At 54.6% G+C, this 22,007-nt stretch carries 23 protein-coding genes; 22 read left to right on the top strand and 1 reads right to left on the bottom strand.

Features of this window, described 5'->3' with window-relative positions; genetic code table 11:
• Positions 1-101 precede the first annotated feature (101 nt).
• The 20 genes from ACI1P1_RS01425 to ACI1P1_RS01330 all read left to right on the top strand — a co-directional run bounded on the left by ACI1P1_RS01425 (position 102) and on the right by ACI1P1_RS01330 (position 19,920).
• On the top strand, positions 102-275 hold the full coding sequence (locus ACI1P1_RS01425) for a hypothetical protein (protein WP_416214567.1): 174 nt from the start codon (positions 102-104) through the stop codon (positions 273-275).
• 87 nt (positions 276-362) lie between these two features.
• A complete protein-coding gene (locus tag ACI1P1_RS01420; protein ID WP_416214566.1) occupies positions 363-1,190 on the top strand; it encodes a phosphotransferase in 828 nt (275 codons plus the stop codon).
• An 819-nt stretch (positions 1,191-2,009) separates the two neighbouring features.
• Positions 2,010-3,173, top strand: coding sequence for a chorismate synthase (aroC, locus tag ACI1P1_RS01415; protein WP_416214565.1), 1,164 nt, complete (start codon positions 2,010-2,012; stop codon positions 3,171-3,173).
• Positions 3,174-3,176: 3 nt separating this feature from the next.
• A complete protein-coding gene (gene aroB / locus ACI1P1_RS01410) occupies positions 3,177-4,277 on the top strand; it encodes a 3-dehydroquinate synthase (protein ID WP_416214564.1) in 1,101 nt (366 codons plus the stop codon).
• A 3-nt stretch (positions 4,278-4,280) separates the two neighbouring features.
• The gene (aroH, locus tag ACI1P1_RS01405; RefSeq protein ID WP_416214563.1) at positions 4,281-4,646 is read left to right on the top strand and encodes a chorismate mutase; all 366 of its coding nucleotides are present in this window, start codon (positions 4,281-4,283) and stop codon (positions 4,644-4,646) included.
• A 510-nt stretch (positions 4,647-5,156) separates the two neighbouring features.
• On the top strand, positions 5,157-6,701 hold the full coding sequence (trpE, locus tag ACI1P1_RS01400; RefSeq protein WP_416214562.1) for an anthranilate synthase component I: 1,545 nt from the start codon (positions 5,157-5,159) through the stop codon (positions 6,699-6,701).
• A 66-nt stretch (positions 6,702-6,767) separates the two neighbouring features.
• Positions 6,768-7,811 carry an anthranilate phosphoribosyltransferase gene (gene trpD, locus ACI1P1_RS01395; protein WP_416214779.1) on the top strand — a complete coding sequence of 348 codons (1,044 nt, stop codon included), beginning with the start codon at positions 6,768-6,770 and terminating at the stop codon, positions 7,809-7,811.
• Positions 7,801-8,601 (top strand): indole-3-glycerol phosphate synthase TrpC, encoded by an 801-nt coding sequence (trpC, locus tag ACI1P1_RS01390; RefSeq protein WP_416214561.1) that lies wholly within the window; start codon positions 7,801-7,803, stop codon positions 8,599-8,601. Before trpD ends, trpC begins: the two co-directional genes overlap by 11 nt.
• Positions 8,602-8,609: 8 nt before the next feature.
• Positions 8,610-9,311: a phosphoribosylanthranilate isomerase gene (locus ACI1P1_RS01385; RefSeq protein WP_416214560.1), complete on the top strand. Its 702-nt coding sequence runs from the start codon at positions 8,610-8,612 to the stop codon at positions 9,309-9,311.
• Entirely contained in the window at positions 9,308-10,507 is a 1,200-nt protein-coding gene (gene trpB / locus ACI1P1_RS01380; RefSeq protein ID WP_416214559.1) for a tryptophan synthase subunit beta, read from the top strand. Before ACI1P1_RS01385 ends, trpB begins: the two co-directional genes overlap by 4 nt.
• Positions 10,507-11,313: a tryptophan synthase subunit alpha gene (gene trpA, locus ACI1P1_RS01375; RefSeq protein ID WP_416214558.1), complete on the top strand. Its 807-nt coding sequence runs from the start codon at positions 10,507-10,509 to the stop codon at positions 11,311-11,313. The genes trpB and trpA overlap by 1 nt, the downstream gene beginning before the upstream one ends.
• Positions 11,314-11,997: 684 nt before the next feature.
• The gene (gene hisC / locus ACI1P1_RS01370) at positions 11,998-13,107 is read left to right on the top strand and encodes a histidinol-phosphate transaminase (protein WP_416214557.1); all 1,110 of its coding nucleotides are present in this window, start codon (positions 11,998-12,000) and stop codon (positions 13,105-13,107) included.
• Positions 13,104-14,192, top strand: a complete 1,089-nt coding sequence (locus ACI1P1_RS01365; protein ID WP_416214556.1) for a prephenate dehydrogenase — start codon at positions 13,104-13,106, stop codon at positions 14,190-14,192. The genes hisC and ACI1P1_RS01365 overlap by 4 nt, the downstream gene beginning before the upstream one ends.
• A 594-nt stretch (positions 14,193-14,786) precedes the next feature.
• Positions 14,787-15,380 carry an RNA polymerase sigma factor gene (locus ACI1P1_RS01360; RefSeq protein ID WP_416214555.1) on the top strand — a complete coding sequence of 198 codons (594 nt, stop codon included), beginning with the start codon at positions 14,787-14,789 and terminating at the stop codon, positions 15,378-15,380.
• Positions 15,377-15,997, top strand: coding sequence for an anti-sigma factor family protein (locus ACI1P1_RS01355; RefSeq protein WP_416214554.1), 621 nt, complete (start codon positions 15,377-15,379; stop codon positions 15,995-15,997). Before ACI1P1_RS01360 ends, ACI1P1_RS01355 begins: the two co-directional genes overlap by 4 nt.
• A gap of 191 nt (positions 15,998-16,188) precedes the next feature.
• Positions 16,189-17,310 carry a hypothetical protein gene (locus ACI1P1_RS01350; RefSeq protein WP_416214553.1) on the top strand — a complete coding sequence of 374 codons (1,122 nt, stop codon included), beginning with the start codon at positions 16,189-16,191 and terminating at the stop codon, positions 17,308-17,310.
• Between the two features lie 65 nt (positions 17,311-17,375).
• A complete protein-coding gene (locus ACI1P1_RS01345; RefSeq protein ID WP_416214778.1) occupies positions 17,376-17,885 on the top strand; it encodes a gamma carbonic anhydrase family protein in 510 nt (169 codons plus the stop codon).
• Positions 17,886-18,051: 166 nt separating this feature from the next.
• Positions 18,052-18,252, top strand: a complete 201-nt coding sequence (locus ACI1P1_RS01340; RefSeq protein ID WP_416214552.1) for an IDEAL domain-containing protein — start codon at positions 18,052-18,054, stop codon at positions 18,250-18,252.
• 123 nt (positions 18,253-18,375) lie between these two features.
• Complete coding sequence (locus ACI1P1_RS01335) at positions 18,376-18,999, top strand: DUF1405 domain-containing protein (protein ID WP_416214551.1); 624 nt, start codon at positions 18,376-18,378, stop codon at positions 18,997-18,999.
• 42 nt (positions 19,000-19,041) lie between these two features.
• Complete coding sequence (locus ACI1P1_RS01330; RefSeq protein WP_416214550.1) at positions 19,042-19,920, top strand: sporulation protein YpjB; 879 nt, start codon at positions 19,042-19,044, stop codon at positions 19,918-19,920.
• A gap of 18 nt (positions 19,921-19,938) precedes the next feature.
• On the opposite strand, the gene ACI1P1_RS01325 is transcribed toward ACI1P1_RS01330, so the two are convergent.
• A complete protein-coding gene (locus ACI1P1_RS01325) occupies positions 19,939-20,808 on the bottom strand; it encodes a YitT family protein (protein ID WP_416214549.1) in 870 nt (289 codons plus the stop codon).
• A gap of 251 nt (positions 20,809-21,059) precedes the next feature.
• Between ACI1P1_RS01325 and ACI1P1_RS01320 the strand changes: the two genes are divergently transcribed.
• Positions 21,060-21,407, top strand: coding sequence for a nucleotide pyrophosphohydrolase (locus ACI1P1_RS01320; protein ID WP_416214548.1), 348 nt, complete (start codon positions 21,060-21,062; stop codon positions 21,405-21,407).
• 46 nt (positions 21,408-21,453) lie between these two features.
• The gene (locus tag ACI1P1_RS01315) at positions 21,454-21,972 is read left to right on the top strand and encodes a tetratricopeptide repeat protein (RefSeq protein ID WP_416214547.1); all 519 of its coding nucleotides are present in this window, start codon (positions 21,454-21,456) and stop codon (positions 21,970-21,972) included.
• Positions 21,973-22,007 lie beyond the last annotated feature (35 nt).

Here is a 22,007-nt window from a genome sequence, read left to right as displayed (position 1 = left end):
GCTTTTCCTATACTATACACATAAGCCGCTTTTTCCAATGACTCCAGACGCAACCAAAAGGAAGCGGCTTGACTTCCAGATCGCATGAGGGGGCCGTCGAGATGGATAAGCGGAAGGTGATTACAGCTTACCGCCGCGGGTTTATTACGATGCAGGAGTGTGCGCAGATATTGGGCATCGATTTGTCTCAGCTTACCGGCATGATGAACGATCCCGAGCTGCAGGAGGTACGGATGCGGAAGGATTCGTCTCCATCCTCTCTTCCACTGTTGTAGCGTGGCGTATAAAGACCCGGCTGCAGGGATCGATTCCTTGCAGCCGGTTTTTTGTCTTTGTGGGGGAGGATGGAGGAGGGGAATGGAATGCGTGGATGGGTGGAGAGGCAGTTGGGTGAAGAGGTGCTGAACATTATCCCTACTGAATTCGGAAGCGGAGCTACCTCTATCGTTCAAACCCAAAAGGGACGTTACATTGCCAAAGTGGGAGAACGGCAGGATTTTTTGGATTTGTACGAGAAGGTATTGCCGTTTTTAGAGTCCTCCGGGCTTAAACAAAGCCATATTATAGCCCGTAGTAATCGGTTAGTTCTATATGAATGGATAACTGGGGACACTTGTAAGGTTTTTTCCGAAGTACAAACTAAACAGGCAATTAAATATATAAAAAAGTATTTTGAAGCATTGCGAAGCTTTCCGATTAACGATGTTAAATTGGAAAGACAGAATGCTTGGGACGATGCTCAATCATTGGAGTTCCTTTTGGATAAATTACCGGATACCGGAATTTTCTCGGTTTCTCCTTCTATTGCAGAAGCAACAGCAAGGTTATCCAGGATGAGGGATTTAATCACAACGTTGCCGAAGCAGCTCATTCACGGTGATTTAGGTGCAGATAACTTTCTGATGCGTGGGAATATGGTTACGTCCATAATCGATTTCACTCCACAAATTGCCCCCGAGATGTATGGGCTCTGTCAATTTTTATACTGGAATGTATTAAGGCAGGAGGAATCTGCAGCTTCACTTCACACCTGGGCAAAAGTATATTCGGAAGTAATGAATGAAGAAATATTTGATTGTTGTATGCTGCAGGCCACCTTGTATCGTGTTGTTGGTCCATTATTGAATGGTGTTACCACAGTACATAAGCGGGTTCATCTGTTAGAAGTATTATTGGAGAGCAGCATATGAGGGTGTACTTGATTAAAGGGCCGAATCCGGTGAGTGCTTGTGAAATATCATGTTAATTAGTCTGGTGGAGAAGCAGGTTCCTTTTTTAACGGAACTCAGCCGACCTTAAACGGGAAAAAGTCACATTGCCGCCGGGTAACGGAACTCTCCGACCCTTAGAGGCGGTAAACAACGTAGTATGCTGCTGAAAACGACTCTAAGGAACGCTGAGTTCCGTAAAAATAGCAAACAGCCTGTTTTTGCTCGCTAAAGGTTTCTTAGTTCCGTTAGCGGCGGACGGGTGCTGCTTCATATTGGCGGGAGCAGCGGTGATCGATTGTGATAATGGCTTGACTGCGGCCTGTGGCCTGCTGCCGTGTCATCGTCGATGACCGGCAGAGATGACTGGCAGCCGCTACGGCTGATTCTAACGGAAACCAGAGCCGCTATTTGCCTACAAATCGGCAGCTTGAAAATCTAACGGAAGTGAGTGCCGCTATTAGTGGGATTTAGCCTGATTAAGGGGCGAAATGAGACAGATAGCGGCGCTGGCCGCCGTTAGAATTTCCAAAGGTGCGATGTGGCCGAAATAAGGGCTGTGGCCGCCGTTAGCCTGGTCCACCTGAGTGCGAGGGTATCCGCCACCTCCGGAGATTCATACCTCCAATGCCTAGATAACCTCCAAAGCTCCTCCCAGCAAACATGAAGTGGAGCAAGGGATTGTCAAACCGGCGGATCTGTACTATAATAACCCATAAGTTAGTGCATAAAAGCGCTAAAGTAAAATGCGGATTTGATGACACGCTTTAAAGCGATACAGAAAATAGAGGAGAATTGCTCATGAGATATTTGACGGCAGGCGAAACCCACGGACCGCAGTTGACGGCGATTATCGAAGGCCTCCCCAGCAATATGAACGTATTGGCGGAGGAGATTAATAACCAGCTGGCCCGCAGGCAAAAGGGATACGGCCGGGGTCTGCGGATGCAGATTGAGAAGGACACGGTGAACATTGTCGGCGGTGTCCGCCATGGCAAAACCACCGGAGCTCCGGTTGCCTTAGTGGTGGAAAACAAGGATTGGGCCCACTGGACCAAGGTGATGAGTGTGGAGCCGGTGGAAGAGGAGAACGAAGGCAAACGCCGGGTGAACCGCCCGCGTCCCGGACATGCGGATCTGAACGGCGGATTGAAATATAACCAGCGAGACTTGCGCAATATTCTCGAACGCTCCAGCGCCCGCGAAACGACTGTAAGAGTTGCAGTGGGGGCGATTGCCCGGGCCTTCCTGGCGGAATTCGGCATCAAGGTGGCCGGCCAGGTGATCCGTATCGGCGAGGTGGAGGCAGTACGCCAGGAACTGCCGCTGGATGAGCTGATCCGGCTGACGGAGGAATCTCCGGTCCGCGTGACGGATAAAGGGGCGGAAGCCAAAATGATGGCGGCCATCGATCAAGCCAAGTCGGAGGGGGATACTCTGGGCGGGATTGTGGAAGTGATTGTGGAGGGTGTGCCTGTAGGACTTGGCAGCCATGTGCAATGGGACCGGAAGCTGGACGGCCGTATTGCCCAAGCCGTTGTGTCCATCCAGGCCTTCAAGGGTGTGGAATTCGGCATCGGGTTCGAAGCGGCATCTACCAAAGGGTCTAAGCTCCATGACGAGATTCTTTATTCCGAGGAAGACGGCTTTAACCGCAGAACCAACCGGGCGGGAGGTTTGGAGGGTGGCATGACCACTGGTGAGCCTATTGTGGTGCGGGGGGTTATGAAGCCCATCGCAACCCTCTATAAAGCTCTCCCCAGTGTGGATATCGACACCAAAGAGGTCTTTACCGCTCAGATCGAACGCTCCGATACCTGCGCCGTGCCTGCTGCAGGCGTTATTATGGAGAACGTTGTGGCATGGGTGGTGGCTCAGGCGTTTATGGAGAAATTCGGCGGGGATTCCATTGAGGAAATTCGCCGCAATTATACAAGCTACCTGGAACAGGTGAAGGAGTACTGAGTCATGGAGACCAAAATTCTGAACGTGGACCTGGGAGAGCGCAGCTATCCCATCCATATCGGCGAGGATGTGACGGCTTCCATCGGAAGCCTCTTGGCGGACAGGGGGATCAAGCCGGGTACCTCTCTCTTGATTGTGACAGATCGGAATGTAGCGGCGCTGCACCTGGACCGGATTGTTGGACTGTTGGGCCAAGCCGGCTACAAGGTCGGCACATACATCGCGGAGCCGGGTGAAGCTACCAAGTCGCTGGCTGTGCTTCAGGACATTATCGGCACCGCATTGGACACAGGGCTGGACCGGAATTCGGTGTTTATCGCTTTGGGCGGAGGAGTTATCGGGGACTTGTGCGGGTTTGCAGCGGCCAGTTACATGCGCGGAGTCCGTTTCGTGCAAGTGCCCACTACCATTTTGGCCCATGACAGCAGTGTTGGCGGGAAGGTTGCCGTTAATCATCCCAAGGCTAAGAATGTTATCGGGGCTTTTTATCAGCCGGAGATTGTCATTTATGACACCAAGCTGCTGTTGACCTTGCCCCCGCGGGATGTCCGCTCCGGTCTGGCGGAGGTAGTCAAGCATGGCCTGATTTGGGATGAGGACTTTACCTCCTGGTGCAATGAAAATGCAGGCAGGCTGCTGAGTCTGGATTTGGAAGCGTTGGGCGAGGCGCTGTACTTCGGTTGCAAGGTAAAGGCGCAGGTAGTATCCGAGGACGAGAAGGAGAACGGGCTGCGGGCAATCCTGAACCTGGGTCACACGCTGGGCCATGCCCTGGAGGCTGTAGCAGGTTATGGCGAGCTGACCCATGGAGAGGCAATCTCCATTGGAATGGTGGGGGCGGCCCGTCTTGCGGGTAAGATGGGGTACCCCGGGGACATTCATACCGTCACCAAGGCGCTTATGGAGAAGTTCCAATTACCTGTGGTGATCGATGCGGCTTACAGCACGGATGACATTATGTCCGCGATGCAGCATGACAAGAAATTCCGTGACGGCAAAATGGTCTACATTGTGCCAACAGCCATCGGTAAGGTTAAGATCGACAGCTCGGTTTCGGCGGATATGGTGCGTGCCGTAGTGGATGAGCTTAAAGGAGGAGAGTAATCCATGACAGTACGCGGCATACGCGGCGCAACTACAGTCGCTTTGGATAATGAACCGGAAATCCTGCAGGCCACCTCGGACCTGCTGCTCCGGATTGTGGAGGATAACCATGTGGAACCGGAGGATATTTGTAGTGTGTTTGTCACTACAACGGAGGATCTGACCGCTGCTTTTCCCGCCAAGGCTATCCGCCAAATGGAGGGTTGGGAGCTGGTGCCTCTGATGTGCTCTCTGGAAATACCCGTTAAGCCCAGCCTGCCCAAGTGCATCCGGCTGATGGTGCATGTGAATACGGACAAAGCCCAGAAGGAAATCCGTCATGTCTACCTGAATGAAGCCAGGGTGCTGCGGCCGGATATTGCCGGATAGGTTAAGTGGAAGTGTGTTATGCCTACGGGCAACGGGTCTGTCCATAAATTTGCGGCTATCCATTGTCTATTGACGGGAACGGGAGCATGGGGTATAGTGGATAACAAGCAATGAGAGTCAGTTGAGGGCAGTAGATGCCAAGCCAGAGAGCAAGTTGGAAGAGTTGAGCCGAGTGAAGCAGAGTCGAGAAGGCCGGGGACGCAGGAAGCGTACCGGTGTCTCTTGCCGCATTCCTTGTTTGCCGTATTAGCCGCAACCAGGGTGCTTATTTCCTATTGGACTCATTTCTTCCATAACGACTCGGCAGCCTCTACTTCCAAAGTAGGGGCTTTTTTGCATACTTGGAGATATTGAATTAGGGGGCTCCCCCAAAAGTAATCGGAATAGACTGCAGAGTTGAACTTCACTTTTGGGGGATTGGTTAGACGGGGCTCCCCCAAAAGTAATCGGAATAGGCTGCAGAGCTTATCTTCACTTTTGGGGGACAAAAAAGGAAAGGAGAAGGTGCCCATGTACTCACCTAACGTCGGAGAGGTGATCCGCCTGGCGCGGGAATATAATCTGATTCCCGTTGTCCGCCATTTACTGGCCGATACGGAAACGCCGATCCGGGTGTTTCAGCAATTTTATAACGAAAAGCGTGCGTTCCTGTTGGAAAGTGTGGAAGGTGGAGTCAAGTGGGCCCGCTACTCCTTTATTGGAACCGATCCGTTCCTGCTGGTGAAAGCCAAAAACGGGATCACTGAAATCCAAAATGGCAAGGAACATGTCCGTTACGAGGAGCAAAAGCCGGTGGAGGTCCTGAAATCCCTTCTCCGGTCGTATAGAAGTCCATCCATACCAGATCTGCCCCGGTTCACCGGAGGCGCCGTCGGATTTTTCGGTTATGATCTCCTGCAATATTATGAACGGCTGCCCAAGCACAAGCTGGATGATCTGGAGATGGACGATATCCACTTCATGTTCTGTGACCAAGTCATCGCCTTTGACCATTTTAAGCAGCAGCTGAAGGTGATCTCCAATGTTCATATCCCGGAGGGGGCGACAGATGCCCAGATTATCCGGGCCTACGACGAAACATGTGCCAAAATTGACGCGCTGATCACCAAGCTGACCCGGCCTGTCCCGGCCAACCGGATGATTCACCGCCCCATACCCGACAATGTGGAGCTGGGCGATATCCGCTCCAATGTAACCAAGGATAAATTTATCGCCAATGTGGAGGCGGCCAAGGATTATATCCGGGCCGGGGATATTTTTCAGGTGGTGCTGTCCCAGCGCTTCGAAATCGAAACGGCCGTGGAGCCTCTTCAGGTCTACCGGATTTTGCGGACGATGAATCCTTCCCCATATATGTACGTGCTGAAGCTGGATGACGAGGTGATCGTCGGCACTTCCCCCGAGCTGCTGGTGCGGGTGGAGGATGAGCAGGTGGAAACCCGGCCTATTGCCGGCACCCGGCCAAGAGGCGCAACTCCAGAGGAGGATGAAGAGCTGGAGCGTGACCTCCTTGCCGACGAAAAGGAACGGGCGGAGCATCTGATGCTGGTGGACCTGGGCCGCAACGACCTGGGCCGGGTTTCCGAATTCGGCACCGTCAAATGCAACACCTTCATGGAAATTGAGCGTTACTCCCACGTGATGCACATCGTATCCAACGTGACCGGACGGATCCGGCGGGATAAGGATTTCTTCGACGCTTTCCTGTCCTGTATGCCGGCAGGTACCGTCTCCGGCGCTCCCAAGCTGAGGGCTATGGAGATTATCGCCGAGCTGGAAAATGAAGCGAGAGGCTGCTACGCTGGAGCCATCGGCTACCTGGGTTTCTCCGGTAATCTGGACACCTGCATCACCATCCGCACAGTCGTGTTCAAAAACGGCAAAGCCTATGTTCAAGCTGGCGCCGGTATTGTCTGGGATTCCGTCCCCGAGAAGGAATACGAGGAGACGGTAAACAAGGCCAAGGCGCTGTTGAAGGCCATCCGCACAGCAGAAGCGGTGTTCGGCGCGGAGCCGGCGGTTACGGTGAATGGGGATTATTTTATCGGAGGCTGAGAAGGTGATGCGGTTGTCCGGTTGTCCGCATGTTGAGCGGAGATCAGGCTATATTTGACAGGGGGATTGAACGTGGAGACGTTTACTATTCAGCAGGGCATCGCCCAACTGGTGGAGGGCCGGCATTTGAACCGTGAGCAGGCCGCCTCCGTGATGGCTCAGATAATGGAAGGACAGGTCAGCCAGGCGCAATTCGGCAGTTTGGTGACGGCCTTGCGGATCAAAGGCGAAACCATCGAGGAGGTCACCGGTTTTGCCCAGTCCATGCGGCGGTATGCCCGAAAAGTGGCCACGGACAGCGCCAATCTGCTGGATACCTGCGGAACCGGCGGGGACGGCGCGCATACCTTCAACATCTCCACCGCATCGGCGCTGGTGGCGGCTGCTGGAGGCATCCGCGTAGCGAAGCACGGGAACCGGGCGGCCTCCAGCAAAAGCGGCAGTGCGGATGTGCTGGAAGCGTTGGGCGTGAATATCGCGCTGGATGACGCGGGAGCTGCCCGCTGTCTGGATAAACTGGGGATTTGCTTCATGTTTGCCCAGGTATTCCATCAGTCGATGAAGCATGCCGCCGTACCCCGCAAGGAGATCGGTATCCGTACTGTATTCAATCTGCTGGGTCCCTTGACCAATCCGGCTTCGGCGGACCGCCAGCTGCTGGGTGTATTCGATCTGGAAAAAACCGAGCTGATGGCCAATGTGCTGAAGGAGCTGGGGCTGAAGAGGGGAATGGTGGTAGCCAGCCGGGACGGGCTGGACGAAATCAGTATTTCCGCACCGACACGGATCACCGAGCTGAAAAACGGGGAGGTATCCACCTTCGAGCTGACGCCGGATGATCTGGGGCTTCGGGCATCGGGCATCGAGGCCATTGCCGGCGGAGACGCGTCAACCAATGCGGACATCATCCTGTCCGTGCTCCGCGGCGAACGGGGAGCCTACCGGGATGTGGTGCTGGCCAATGCGGGAGCCTGCTTCTATGTGTCCGAACGCTGCACCACCCTCCAGGAGGGAGTCAAGCTCTCTGCCGCTGCCATCGATTCGGGACGTGCTTACCAGAAGCTGCAGGAGCTTATACAATATACCGGGGAGCTGAGCCATGTTTCTTGATCGGATTGTCTCCACCAAAAAGCAGGAAGTAGAGCAGTTGAAGTCGGTCTTTTCCTTGTCCAAGGCGGAAGCACAGATCGCCGGAATGGCTCCTTGCCTCGGGTTTGCGGATAAAGCGGGCAGGAACAGCAACAGGCCGATGGGGCTGATTGCCGAGGTGAAGAAGGCCTCCCCCTCCAAGGGTCTCATCCGGGAGGACTTTCACCCTGTGCGTCTGGCAGAGGCGTACCGTGACGCCGGGGCTGATTGCATCTCTGTGCTGACCGACAAGGACTATTTCCAGGGCAGTAACGACTTTCTGCGCGCTGTCCGCGAAGCGGTAGCACTGCCGCTGCTGCGTAAGGATTTTACCATCGATTACCGCCAGGTCTATGAAGCCCGGCTGCTGGGAGCGGATGCAGTGCTCCTGATAGCCGCCATCCTGAAGCCCCAAGAGATGAAGGAACTGCTCACCATTGCCCGGGACATTGGTCTGGATGCTTTGGTCGAGGTGCATGACCGGCCTGAATTGGAGCGTTCCCTAGAGCTGGGTGTGCCGCTTATCGGTATCAATAACCGGAATCTGCATACCTTCGTGACGGATATCGGCACTACGGAGGAGCTGATCCGGTATGTGCCCAAGGAGGTTCCGGTTGTCAGCGAAAGCGGCATCGGACGTCCTGAGGAAATCAGCTACTTGCAGAACGTAGGAGCCAAGGCTGTGCTCATCGGCGAGCACTTCATGCGCCAGCCGGATGTAGGGCAGGCGGTTATTGATCTCTTAGGTCCTGTCGTGGAAGGTAAGAGGTGAAGCCGCTTATGCCAACAGTGAAAATTTGCGGCATCCGCATGCCGGAAACGCTCTTGGCCATGAAGGGGCTCCCGGTGGATCATATCGGCTTTGTTTTCGCCAAAAGCAAAAGGCAGGTCAGCCCGGAGGAAGCGGGCCGTCTGATCCGGCTGCTCCGGGAGGAGGGCTTCCAGGAGCAGGGGGGCTTTCTGGCAGCGGGAGTGTTCGTTAATCCCACCCTGGAGGAATTGGAGGCTGTGCTGGCGGAGGCGCCTCTGGACATTGTACAATTGCATGGACAGGAAACGCCTTTATTTTGCCAAGAGGTTAAGGAACGCTTCGGTGTAGGAATCTTTAAGGCAGCCAGTTTACCGGAGTCAGGGGAAGGCGGAGTGGGTGATCTGGCCGAGGTTACGGTTGCCCGATTGACGGAGACACTGGAGCCCTATGTGCCTTATACAGATGCGTTTCTGCTGGATACCTTCGATCCCGTTATAGGTGGAGGCAGCGGCAGGACGTTCCCGTGGCAGGCGATTCCCCCTGTCCGTGATTGGGCCCGCAAGGCGGGGCACAGGCTGATTATTGCCGGAGGGCTTCATGGAGATAATGTGGAACAGCTGTTGGCGGATTATGGTCCCGACGGCGTGGATGTGTCCAGCGGTGTGGAGACGGATGGTGTGAAGGACCCGGATAAGATCCGGATTTTCGTGGAAAGGGTGAAACGATCATGAGTATCGGACAAGTGCCTGACCAATATGGCCGATTCGGCAAATTCGGAGGACGGTATGTCCCCGAAACCTTAATGAACGCCCTCCTTGAGCTGGAGGAGGCATATAAGAAATACTCCAAGGACCCGGAGTTTATCGCCGAGCTGAACGGGCTGTTGAAGCATTATTCCGGACGCCCCACCAATTTGTATTATGCGGAGCGCCTGACGGAGCATTTGGGCGGTGCGAAAATTTATTTGAAGCGCGAGGATCTGAACCATACCGGTGCGCATAAGATCAACAACACCATCGGACAGGGGCTCTTGGCCAAACGGATGGGCAAAAAGAAGGTCATCGCCGAAACCGGGGCAGGCCAGCACGGTGTGGCTACCGCTACCATTGCTGCTTTGCTGGGGATGGAATGCAAGGTGTTTATGGGAGAAGAGGACACCAAACGCCAGCAGCTGAATGTTTTCCGGATGAACCTGCTGGGCTCCGAGGTAGTGCCGGTGACCTCCGGCTCCCGGACACTGAAGGACGCAGGGAATGAAGCGCTGCGCTATTGGGTCAGCAATGTAGAGGATACCTTCTACATATTGGGCAGTGTGGTAGGACCGCATCCTTATCCCATGATGGTGCGGGACTTCCAGCGTGTGATCGGGGACGAGGCCAGAGCGCAGATTCAGGAGATGGAGGGACGTCTTCCCGATCTGGTTATCGCGTGTGTAGGGGGCGGCAGCAACGCCATGGGAATATTCTATCCCTTCGTGGAGGATGAATCCGTCAGGCTGATGGGTGTAGAGGCCGCAGGCAAGGGTGTGGATACCGACAAACATGCCGCTACCATGTCCAAGGGCAGCCACGGGGTATTCCAAGGCTCGTTGAGCTATCTTTTGCAGGATGAATTCGGCCAGGTGGTGGAGGCCCATTCCATATCCGCCGGTTTGGACTATCCGGGTGTGGGACCCGAGCACTCTTATCTGAAGGATACGGGCAGAGCCGAATATGTGCCGATTACCGATGCAGAGGCGCTGGAGGCCTTGCAGCTGCTGAGCAGGCTGGAGGGCGTGATTCCTGCGCTGGAGAGCGCCCATGCCATTGCTCAGACCATGAAGGTGGCGCCTAGCATGAAGAAGGATGAAATTATTGTCGTCAGCCTGTCCGGCCGGGGCGATAAGGACGTTGAATCGATTATGAAGTATCTGGGAGGCGGCTTGTAATGAACGGGATTGATGCGGCGTTTCAACAAAACCGGGCAGCAGGGAAGCTGACGCTGATCCCGTTTATTACAGTAGGTGACCCTGATCTGGACACCTCTGTGGATATTCTCCGGGAGCTGGAGCGGGCAGGCGCGGATATTGTGGAGCTGGGAGTTCCTTATTCCGATCCGCTGGCGGACGGTCCGGTTATTCAGGCCTCCTCCTCCCGGGCTCTCCGGCATAAGGTCAGCATCGTTGACTGTATCCAGGTGGCCGGTCGGGCCAGAAAACAAGGAATCAGCCTGCCTTTTATCATCTTCACCTACTACAATCCCGTGATGCAGCTGGGCTTCGACCGGTTCTTCCAGCTGCTGGCGGAAAATGACATTCATGGCGCCATCATCCCCGATTTGCCCTATGAGGAGAACGAGGAGGTACGGGGGCTTTGCGAGGCCCACGGCGTCCATCTGATTCCCCTGGTGGCACCAACCTCCAAGGAACGGATCAAGCGGATTACGGAAACAGCCCAAGGCTTCATCTATTGTGTCTCCTCCTTGGGCGTAACCGGGACCAGGACGCAATTCTTCGGCGGGGTGGAGGAGTTTATCTCCGATGTGAAGCGGTCCACGGATCTGCCGGTGGCGGTGGGCTTCGGTATTTCCAGCCGGGAGCAGGTGGAGCGCTTCGGCAAGGTATGCGACGGTGTGGTGGTCGGCAGCGCCATTGTGCGGACGGTTGGTGAAGCGGAGTCGCTGCTGGCAGAGGCCGGTACGCGGGAGCAGGGGCTTGGCCGCATCCGGGAGTTTGTTCGGGAGCTGAAGGGTTAAACAATAGCGTTATGATGAGCTCCGGCCGGGTTGAGGCCGGGGCTTGTTATGTTTTTGCTGAGGACAGGGGCTGCCGTTACGGCTAACGGCGCTTGTGCAAGGGGGAGGTGCCAGTGCTAACGGTGGTGAGAGCCGCTCCGTAAGCTTTCCACCCTTATGCTGCAAAAGTGCATCTATTCTGCCGGAATTCCGCCTCTTCCTGCATTCCAAATGCAAATGTGCATCTATTTTCTGCTGCGGAGTAAGTCTTGCTCCCATCTGACGAAAATAACTGCACTTTTGCAGGATAGACCGAAAAACGAAGATTTGTTTATCAAATACCTGCACTTTTGCATTTCCCAAGAGGTTGGGAGCAACGTTCCCACGTGTGTGTCCCTCTCCAGTTCGCCAACCTGCTCCAAACTCATTGCCGCAAACTCTGTTTGGAGCCCAATAAAGGCGCAGGCTTCCGTATAAATCGGCTACGGTTCAGTGGCCCTCCTTTACATTTTCTATTTACATTCCGGCATGCCTTGTGCGACAATTAGAGGCATACCTGCTTTAAAGCGCGAAAAGGCTCCTTCTGTCACAAGCCTTTCCGCATATATGGGATGTGCCCCGGATGGTGAAAGCTCACAGCTGATCCGCTTGGCGGACTTTCCCAAAAAGCATACAGATCAAAAAAAGACGGGGTGTTGAACAACCATGCAGCCAAAGCCGAATATTGTCCATTTGCCGGTTTACCAGCCCGGCAAGCCTATAGAAGAAGTGAAACGGGAGCTGGGATTAACCGAGGTGACCAAGCTGGCCTCTAATGAAAATCCCTTTGGTTCGTCTCCTGCCGTTAAGGATGCACTTATCCGTGAAATGGAGCATATGAGCCTCTATCCCGACGGAGGCGCTGTTGAGCTGACGGAGGCGGTGGCTGCCTTCTGGGGAGTAGGGACCGATCAGATTATTTTCGGGGCGGGCTCCGACGAAGTGATCCTCATGCTTGCCAGGGCCTACCTGGTGCCGGGTGACGAAACCGTGATGTCCACTCATACCTTTGGGCAATACAAGCATAACGCTGAGATTGAGAATGCCGTCATTCACGAGGTTCCGTTGAAGAACAACACCTATGATCTGGACGCCATGCTGGCCAAGGTAACCCCTAAGACCAAGCTGATCTGGATCTGCAATCCCAATAATCCCACAGGAACCATGGTAACCCACCGGGAGCTGAAGGCGTTCATGGAAAAGGTGCCCTCCACCGCCCTGGTGGTGCTGGATGAAGCCTATGCCGAATATGTCACCAGCCCGGATTATCACGATGGTTTGAAGCTGCTGGAGGAGCATGCCAATGTGATCCTGCTCCGGACCTTTTCCAAGATCTACGGCTTGGCCTCCATGCGGATCGGCTACGGCATCGGCCGTCCCGAAGTGATCCGGACTATCAATCTGGTGCGGGAGCCCTTCAATACCACTCGTTTCGCCCAGGTGGCCGCCAAAGCCGCATTGGCCGATCAGGCTTTTGTAGAGGCGTGCAAGGAACGGAACAGGGGGGGGCTGGAGTATCTGACGGCTGAGTTTGACCGGTTGGGGCTGACCTGGCTGCCTGCGTACGGCAATTTCATTATGGTGGAGCTGAACCGGCCTGCAGGCGACGTATTTGATTCACTTCTGAGAAAAGGTTACATCATCCGCGGCGGACACAAGCTGGACTTCCCCACTATGATCCGTGTGACCGTAGGAAGCCGCCAACAGAACGAGGGTTTTATTGCAGCATTGGTAGAGACATTGGCGGAAGTTCCGGAATTGGAGGCGGCTCCATGACCAAAATTACGATCTTTGGCGTAGGTTTGATGGGCGGGTCCCTGGCGTTGTGCTTCAAGGGCAAACCCGGCCTCCACGTTGTCGGACACTCCCGGAGTCAAGCCTCCGTGGATAAGTATCTGAAGCGGGAGGTGGTGGATTCCGCAACCACCTCCATGCGGGAGGCGGCGGAGGGGGCGGATTTTATCTTCCTGTGTGTTCCCGTGGGGAATCTGGAGGAATACCTCTTGGAGCTCCAAACCTTCGATCTGAAACCCGGCTGCATCATCACCGATGTAGGCAGCACAAAAGGTTCGGTAGCGGAAACTGCCTCGCGCCTGGATTGGAAAGGCGCCTGGTTTATCGGTGGCCATCCCATGGCCGGTTCGGAGCGCTCCGGGGTGGAGGCGGCTTCGTCCCATCTCTACGAAAACGCCTTCTACGTGCTGACTCCCTCGGAGCAAGTGCCGCAGGAAATTTACGGCCGCCTGGAGGAGCTTCTCCGGTTGACCAAGGCGCAGATTGTCCGGGTGGATGCACGGCAGCATGACGATATTGTAGGGGCTATCAGCCATTTGCCCCACATTATTGCAGTGGCGCTGGTGAACCAGATCGCCGGTTATAACCGGGAGGACTCCCTGTATGAGTCGCTCGCCGCGGGCGGCTTCCGGGATATTACCCGGATTGCCTCCAGTGAACCGGGCATCTGGCGGGACATTCTGTTGAACAACAGACGGGTGGTGCTGCGTCTGTTGAAGGACTGGGGTCTGGAAATGGACCGCTTCGCGCAGATGCTGGAATATGAGGACGGCGACGGAATCGAGAATGCCTTCGGCTCAGCCAGGGAATTCCGCAGCCGTCTGCCGGAGCGCCGCAAGGGTGTGCTGACGTCGCTGTATGACGTATACGTGGATGTTCCCGACCATCCGGGCATTATCGGGCATATCGCCTCCATCTTGGGCGATCAGCGGGTCAATCTGAGCAATATCCAAATTATTGAAAGCCGTGCTGATGTGCCGGGTATCCTGCGGCTGAGCTTCCGCAACCAGGCGGATCAGGACCGTGCCGTGGAACTGCTGAAAACCCATTACCCGATACACATGTAACCCATGGGAAGCTCCTTCGGATGTCTCTTTCGAAGGAGCTTTTTTCTTGGCGGATGGGTGGCGATAATGCAACCAACTAAAAAAGGAATCGTTTTCAAAAAAGGGTTGACAGATTGAAAACGGATACATATAATAAAAGTACAGTATGGTTTCTCTCCACTCCTATCCGAATTGCACAATGTGCACCCGCCGTGTGAACGGCGGTTTTTTTTTGGCCAAAGACGGGTATGGAACCCTTACAGGGAAACTTCCGCCGAATTTAATTCCGAAAATATTCCGGGATTGCACCCTAATGCTCTCTGCTTACGTATAAATAGAGAGCTATTGTAAGGCATTTCTTTTCCAAATTGAGGGAGTTTTGTGTGGCATGTACTTTTTTGTCGAAGCTAGCAGGAGTTTTGACCCCTCATCTAGAATTATTGTTGCAAGGTTATGCAGCGCATACCTTTTCAGATGTCATGTTTCCAAAAATTCGTCCATACCTTACATAGATAAAGGTTTTTATAGAAGATCGCGCAACTTTTTTCCGCGCCAGGGGTATTTATGTGTGAAGCCAAAACCTGGGGCGGATGCAAGCAAGGAGGGTTGCTTGTAATGACCGATTCCCAGTTAATCCGAGAAATTAAAGACGGCAATGTGGAACTGTATGCTGAACTGATGCGTCGTTACGAGCGGAAGATACTCGCCTTCGTATTCCACATGTTGAAAAGCGCCCACATGGAAATCATGGCAGATGATTTGTGCCAGGAGACCTTTTATAAAGCTTACCGCAGTCTGCAGACCTTCCGGGAGGTGGACGCCTCCTTTTCCACCTGGCTGTACACCATTGCCCGCAATACGGTGTTAAGCGAGCTCCGGAAACAGAAGTTTGTCCGGGTGTCCCTGGATGAGTCGGGCCATGTGCCCCGCGCTCCGCTGGACTCTATGCCCGAGCAGAGCATGCTCAAGAACGAGAAGGTAAGCATGGTCCGGGAGGCCATCAACAATCTGCCGGAGAAGCAGCGTTCTGCGCTGATCCTCAGGGAATATGAGCAGATGGATTACCAGGAGATCGCCAATATCCTGGGCCAGACGGTCAGTGCCGTGAAGTCGCTGCTTTTCCGCGCCAGGGCCAGTGTGAAGCTTCAACTGGAGCCATACTTTTCGGATCCGATCTTTGAAGAGGTTGAGGGGATGAATCAACGATGAAATGCGAAGATATTCAAGAACGGCTGGGGATTTACTTTGACCTGCCAGAGGGAGACGAGGACCGCATTGCCGTGGATGAGCATATCCGGCAGTGTGAATCCTGCTGGGAAGAATTCCGTATCTGGGAAGAAAGCGCTGATTTGATCCGGCTGTCCCAGGAGGAAACCGAACCTGTCCTTTACAGCGCCCCGATGGTAACGGATCAGGTGATGAAGCGGATCTACCAGCAGGAGGCCTGGCGCACCCCCATCTCCAACAGAATCTATTCAATTTCCTTTGCTCTTAGGCGCAAGCTGACGATCATGGCTGCCTTCTTCGTAGCTTTGTTCCTGGTCAGCTTTCTGCATACGGCTTATAATACCCAGCATTCTGCGGAGCCTGTCCCTACCAAGGATTACGGGATTAACCAGGCTGCCAAAGCCACCATTAACCCCGCGGATTCGTTGAACGTTCACTCCATGCCGAACACAGCCATGGCCAGTGTCAGCCCCACGATTATTGATCCTGTGAAAATCGGGCCGCTGCGGAGTATGCCTGACTATATGCTGTCGCTGTCCATCCTGGGTTTAATCTCAACGCTGCTGATTATGAATTGGCTCTCACGCACACGTACGTAACGGCGGGATGCCACACCGGAATCAGCTCTACAGCCACATATATTCAAAACGGGATGCGTCCCTGTCTGAAAAGCTCTCCCTTGCGGGCCTGCAAGAGGGGGCTTTTTTTGCTGCCGGCATTTCCACCGCGTATACAACCTGCCGGATCGTTCCATAATGGTAATAAATGCTGGTCCTTTGGAGGGGAACCCATGAACTTGGCAGAGATGCTGAATTACACCGATATTCAAGAGCTGGGCCGCATCGCCCGGAATTATAACTGCCAATGCAGCACCCATTCCAAAAACGAGCTCATTCAGTCGATTTTGTCCACAGTGGGGCGGCAGCGTGTGCTGGATGAAATGGTAGCCGGGATGGAGAAGGCGGACATCCAATTTCTCAATTCGCTATTGTTTGAAGAACGGAAGGCTTTCAGCTTGGAGGATCTTATGGCCCGCGCCAACAACTCCCGGCCAGAAGAAAAGGAGGGAGTAGAGTGGAATCCGCGGGAGCTGGTCACCCGGTTTAAGCAGCATGGCTGGCTTTTTAACGGCTATTCCCGGGAGTCCCAATACCTGTTCCAGGTGCCCGACGATCTGAAGCGGCGGTTCACAGAAGCGCTGGAGAGGCATTACGGCCGGAAGCTGGAATATCTGGACACGACTCCCCGGGTATACCGGGACGAGCAGAACCGGTTGGCAGAGGATGTCTACATGCTCCTGAAGGTGCTGCTGCAGTCCGCTTTGCCGGTTAATGCGGAGGGTTTTCTCTACAAAAAACAGGTGCAGCAGCTCATCGGCCAGTTGTCCGTCCAGGAGGAGCCGGTGGCCAAAACCGCATGGCGCTTCGGCTACGGAAGACGGTACCGGGAATATCCCATCCGGTTTTCGTTCATCTATGACTATTGCTTCTATCACGGACTTCTGCAGGAAGAGGGAACAGAGGTAAGACTGACCCCCTCAGGACGGAAGTTGGCAGAGTCAGGCGTCCGGCCGACAGTGAAGGAGCTCTACACCTTCTGGCTCCGTCTTTACCGCGAGCCTGTGCCTAATCTCCAAGCGCTGACCCATTGGCTCTCCAGACTGGTTGAACGGTGGGTAACGGCGGAATCGGCGGCGCAGGTGCTTTGCCCGCTGATCAAGCCCTATTATTATGACACCCCACGGGACATTCTGGAATCCCGCGTGCTTCCCATGCTGATGCATCTGGGTCTGTTGAGAATCGGGGCGGACGATGGAGGTGCAGCGGTGATTCAGGTATCCGCTTTGGGCAAAAGCGTGATTCAGGGCACCTGGCTGCCGGAGGAGGACAAGCTGAACGTGGAATGCAAATAATTGACAATCCCGCCGCAGGTGCGTTAGAATTCTCCCCAAACCATGGGTGAGAGGCGGGAGAAATGATGTTGATTCCTTACAACGGGATTTTACCGGCCATCGGTGCAACGGCTTATATTGCCGAAGGAGTGAAGCTGATCGGCGACGTGACCATCGGGGAAGAAGCCTCCGTTTGGTTCAATGCGGTGCTTCGGGGCGATCTGGCACCGGTTGTCATCGGCAGGGGCTCCAATATTCAGGATGGCAGCATCGGGCATGTGAATGAAAGGCAGCCCCTTCTGGTGGGCGAGGATGTTTCCGTAGGCCATAATGCCATTATCCACGGCTGCCGGATAGGCAGAGGCACATTAATCGGCATGGGGGCTATCGTACTAAACGGCGCAGACATCGGTGAATATGCTTTAGTAGGAGCCGGATCTCTTGTAACCGAAAATAAAATCATCCCTCCCTACACGTTGGCAATGGGCTCTCCGGCCAGGGTGGTGCGGGAACTGACGCAGGCGGATCTGGATCGGATGCGGCGCACCTCCGAAGGATATATCCTTCGGGGCAAAGAGTACCGGCAGGGCTCCTGAAGAAAATGACGCCATAAGCACATCCATGACTGTGCCTCCAGCGCACTCTGAAATAACCTGTTCCTTGCCATTGGCCGGATCAGGTTGTGGAAGCCTCGAAACGGGCGAAGCCGATTTGAGGGCCGTGTCAGCACGCAAAGGGAAGGGTACGAGGAGGTTCATGTCAATGGGAAAAATGTATGCATCTTATGAAGCCATGCTGTCGCTTTATGCTGAGCTGGTGCTGGACGAATCCGTACGCAAATATAAGGAAAAGACGCTATATCATGAAATTGACGCGGCATTGGCCAAACGGGATGAAAAACGCTTCCTCTTCTTGACAAATGAACTCCGTTTGCTCAAAAAGACTTATGAAATGATATCCTAATTTCGTAAGTCTTTTTTTTGCCGTTTTGTGGTACTATGAATTCAGTTTCGGTTACCACACTACATAGACAAAGGTCGGGATTACACGTTGCAGGAACGATACTTACGGAGTGTTGGATTTTGGTTGGGGGAAAAAGGACTGTTATCCCCTTTTATGCTGAAAAGCCTGTTTTGGATCAATGCCTTGGGAACGGTGTACGGCTACTACTGGTACTGGGGACAGCTCCAGGAGGTGTGGGACACCAAGCCGGCGTGGATGGTGCTGTTGGTGCCGGACAGCCCTACGGCCAGCCTGTTCTTCACCCTTGCCATCGGATGGCTGTGGCTTGCGCCGGAACGGCGGCTCTCCAACCCCAATACGCTGATTATCCGCAGCTTCGTGGAGGTTTTTGCGGTGGTCACGTCGTTTAAGTACGGGATTTGGGCGGTTGCCATGATATTCGGCGGACAAGCCCAGGGGGATATCCTCAATTGGCAGCATTATATGCTGGTGGCCTCCCATCTTGGCATGGCAGCGGAGGCGCTGTTGTATGCCCGTTTTTTCCGTGTCCGTCCGGGAACGTTGGCTGCCGTGGCTTTCTGGACCCTGTACAACGACCTGGCAGATTACCGCTTCGGCATCTACCCGTATTTGCCCAATGTGCTTGATGACGATCTGACGGTAATCCAAGCCTTTACCATGCTGCTCAGTGTAACCGGGCTGTGTCTTGCCTGGTGGATATGCGGCAGGAGAAAGCGGTCTAAATAAGGACAATCCCCCATATGCTTGTCTTAAAGGGGGATTTCCACAATGAACATTGGTAGAATTGGCAGGATCCCGCTATGTCTGCTGGGGCTATTCGTGATGCTGGCTCTGGCAGGCTGCGGGCGCGGACAGACGGACAGCGCAAACAGCATACAGGTGCCGCCTGCGGAGGAAGCAGGCCAGCTTCAGACTTTGAATATAAAGGCGGACGAGCTGTACAAACATGCCGCTGCCGGGCAATATCTGGAGGCCAGGCAGGCGCTGGAGGAATTCGGGACACTGGCGGCTTCCGCTTCGTATGCGGGCGTAACTGGCATTGAGGGCGTGAATGCGCTGACGGATGCGGTGGTGGAGGCCAAGCGTCAATTCAATGCGGCCCGGCTGGATCCGGAGAAGGTAGTCCACTCGGCAGCGCGGCTGAAGCTGGCTGCAGATGCCCTGACCCACAAAAAACAGCCCATGTGGCTCCATTATTATAAGGTCTTAAACGGGGATACCGGCCGTCTGGAGGAAGCGGTAGCGAAGGGGAATCAGGCTGCGGCGAAAGCGGCTTTTGTGGCGCTGTCCGGCCATTACGATGCCATCCGGCCCTCCGTCTGGATCAGCCGCACCCCGGAGGAGGCGGAGCGGATGGATTCTCTTTTGACCTTTTTTGCGAAGCAGGTGGAGCCGGCGGCATTCCAGAAGGAAACCCTCGAAGGCGGCCTCCGGCAATGGCGGGAGACCCTCTCGGCCCTGTTCCGCAAAGGGGACGATCAGTCCGTCTATTTGCCCATTATCGAGCCGGATCAGCCTATTCTGTGGACACTGACCATCGGGATGGTCATTGCCACTGTTTTGGCCTTTGCCGGATGGCGGATGATCCGCGTGGAGCGTGAGGCCGTGCGGCCGCCCCGCTTCCGGGGTATGGGCGGAGGAAGATGAACCGCGCAAGCAAAACGGCTACTCCTTCTTAAACCCTTCACCCAGCACGTCGTGCACATCGTTGATGACGATGAAGGCCTGCGGATCGACGGCTCGCACCAATGTCTTGAGGCGTCTAACCTCGGCGCGCCCGACAATGCAGTACACCATACTTTTGGCGGCTTGGGAATACGCCCCGATAGCAGGCAGCAGCGTTACTCCCCGGTCCAGCTCCTTGGTGATGGCTGCGGCAAGCTCCTCGCCTTTATCGGTAATGACGGTAAACTCCTTGGCCGCGTAAGCCCCTTCGGTAATGAAGTCGATCATGCGGGTCGCAATGAATACCGAAACCAGAGTGTACAGCACCCGTTCCTGAGGCAGATAAAACAGAGCCGCACCGATCACCACGGCATCAAAACCCAGGATCACCTGGCCCATACTCCAGCCCCGGTATTTGTTGCCGAGACGGGCGATGATATCGCCGCCTCCCGTGGTGCCGCCGAACCGGAATACCAGCCCCAAGCCCGTTCCCAGGGTGATGCCTGCATAAAGGGCAACCAGCAGAAGATCATCCGGCTTCTCGAAGGGTTTAATCCAGCCTGCGTGAATCCACCGCTCCATCAAGGCGAGAAACAGGGAAACCGCAACGGTGCCCAGAATCGTCAGCCGCATGGCCTGTTTGCCAAGAATGCTCCAGCCCAATATGAACAAGGGGATGTTCAGGACCAAGGTAGTCACAGAAGGGGGAAAACCGCCGGCGTAATACAAGAGCAGGGCGATGCCGGTAACGCCGCCTTCCATCAGCTGGTTGGAGATGACAAAATAATGGAGTCCGAACGCATAGATGGCGGCCCCCAACACAATGAAAAACACCGTTTTCCACAAGTCCCATTGCCGGCGGTTTGGCATTCTGGTCCCAACACCCCTTCCTAGAATCAAGCCCAAGTGAATTTCAGGGTTACGATGGCTGCACACAGCATCCATTATACCCTGTTTTTTCTTTTTATGGTCGTCGGGCGGCCGCTAAATGAATCGGGCTTGGGCTGAAGACAGGCGGCTTTCTTATTTCCCTATGTGCAAAACCCGACAATCAATGCTATTATCGTATGTAAACATGCACCAAGACAACAAGCAGGCTACGATCAAGGAGGCGGAAGGCGTTGCAGGCGAAGACGCTTCAGGATATCCAGCAGGAAGTGGACCAATACATATCCCAGTTCAAGGAAGGCTATTTCAGCCCCATGACCATGCTGGCCCGGATGACGGAGGAAGTCGGGGAGCTGGCGCGGGAAGTAAATCACCAGTTCGGCGAAAAACCGAAAAAACCCGATGAAGCCGAGAACTCCATTGAGCTGGAGCTGGGCGACATTTTGTTTATTACCGTGTGCTTCGCCAATTCCCTCGGGATTGATTTAACGGAGGCACATCATAAGGTGATGCACAAATTCAATACGCGCGACGCCAACCGCTGGCAGCGGCGGGACACCGATAGCGAGCTCCCGTCATAAAATATCTCATCCACCCGGTTTGAAACGGGTTATGGGAGGGGATAGAATGAATGGCGCGGAGGCAATCCAACGAGCGTATGAGGCGATTTTGAAAAGCGACTTTGAAGCGGCTGTGGAATGGTTTCTCGAAGCGGTTGCCCTGGAGCCGGATAATCCGGATTATTATTACCGGCTGTCCATCACCTGCGCCAGAAGCGATAAACTGCCCGCGGCTTTGAGTTATGCCCGGGAAGCGCTGCGGCTGTCGGCCGGTGAGCCGGTGTACCAGCTGCATCTGGATTATCTTTTGGCCAAGGAAAAAGCGGTTCAGGCAGAGGCCTGCCTCAAGCAGGGCGGATCTCAGCTGTACTTGGCGGTTACGCTCTTGAAGGAGGCGATCCGGCTGGATCCCTTGTCGGTGGAGGCGCGTCTGCTGCTGGGATATGCCTTGGGCGAGCTGGAGGAGTACCCTCAGGCGATTGCCGCTTTGAAGGAGGCTTCACGGCTGAATCCCCAGCACGAACGCGTCCGCGGACTGCAGGCCGAGCTGGAAAAGCGGCTGTCCAAGACGCTTCGAAATAAGTAGTAGCACGAATAGCAGACAATAGAGATCAAGATGGA

The sequence above is a fragment of the Paenibacillus mesotrionivorans genome, from assembly GCF_046098205.1.
GTDB classification, from domain to species: Bacteria; Bacillota; Bacilli; order Paenibacillales; family NBRC-103111; genus Paenibacillus_AR; species Paenibacillus_AR mesotrionivorans.
The sequence above is the reverse complement of the archived record's forward strand: the minus strand, read 5'-3'. Positions and strand labels throughout refer to the sequence as shown.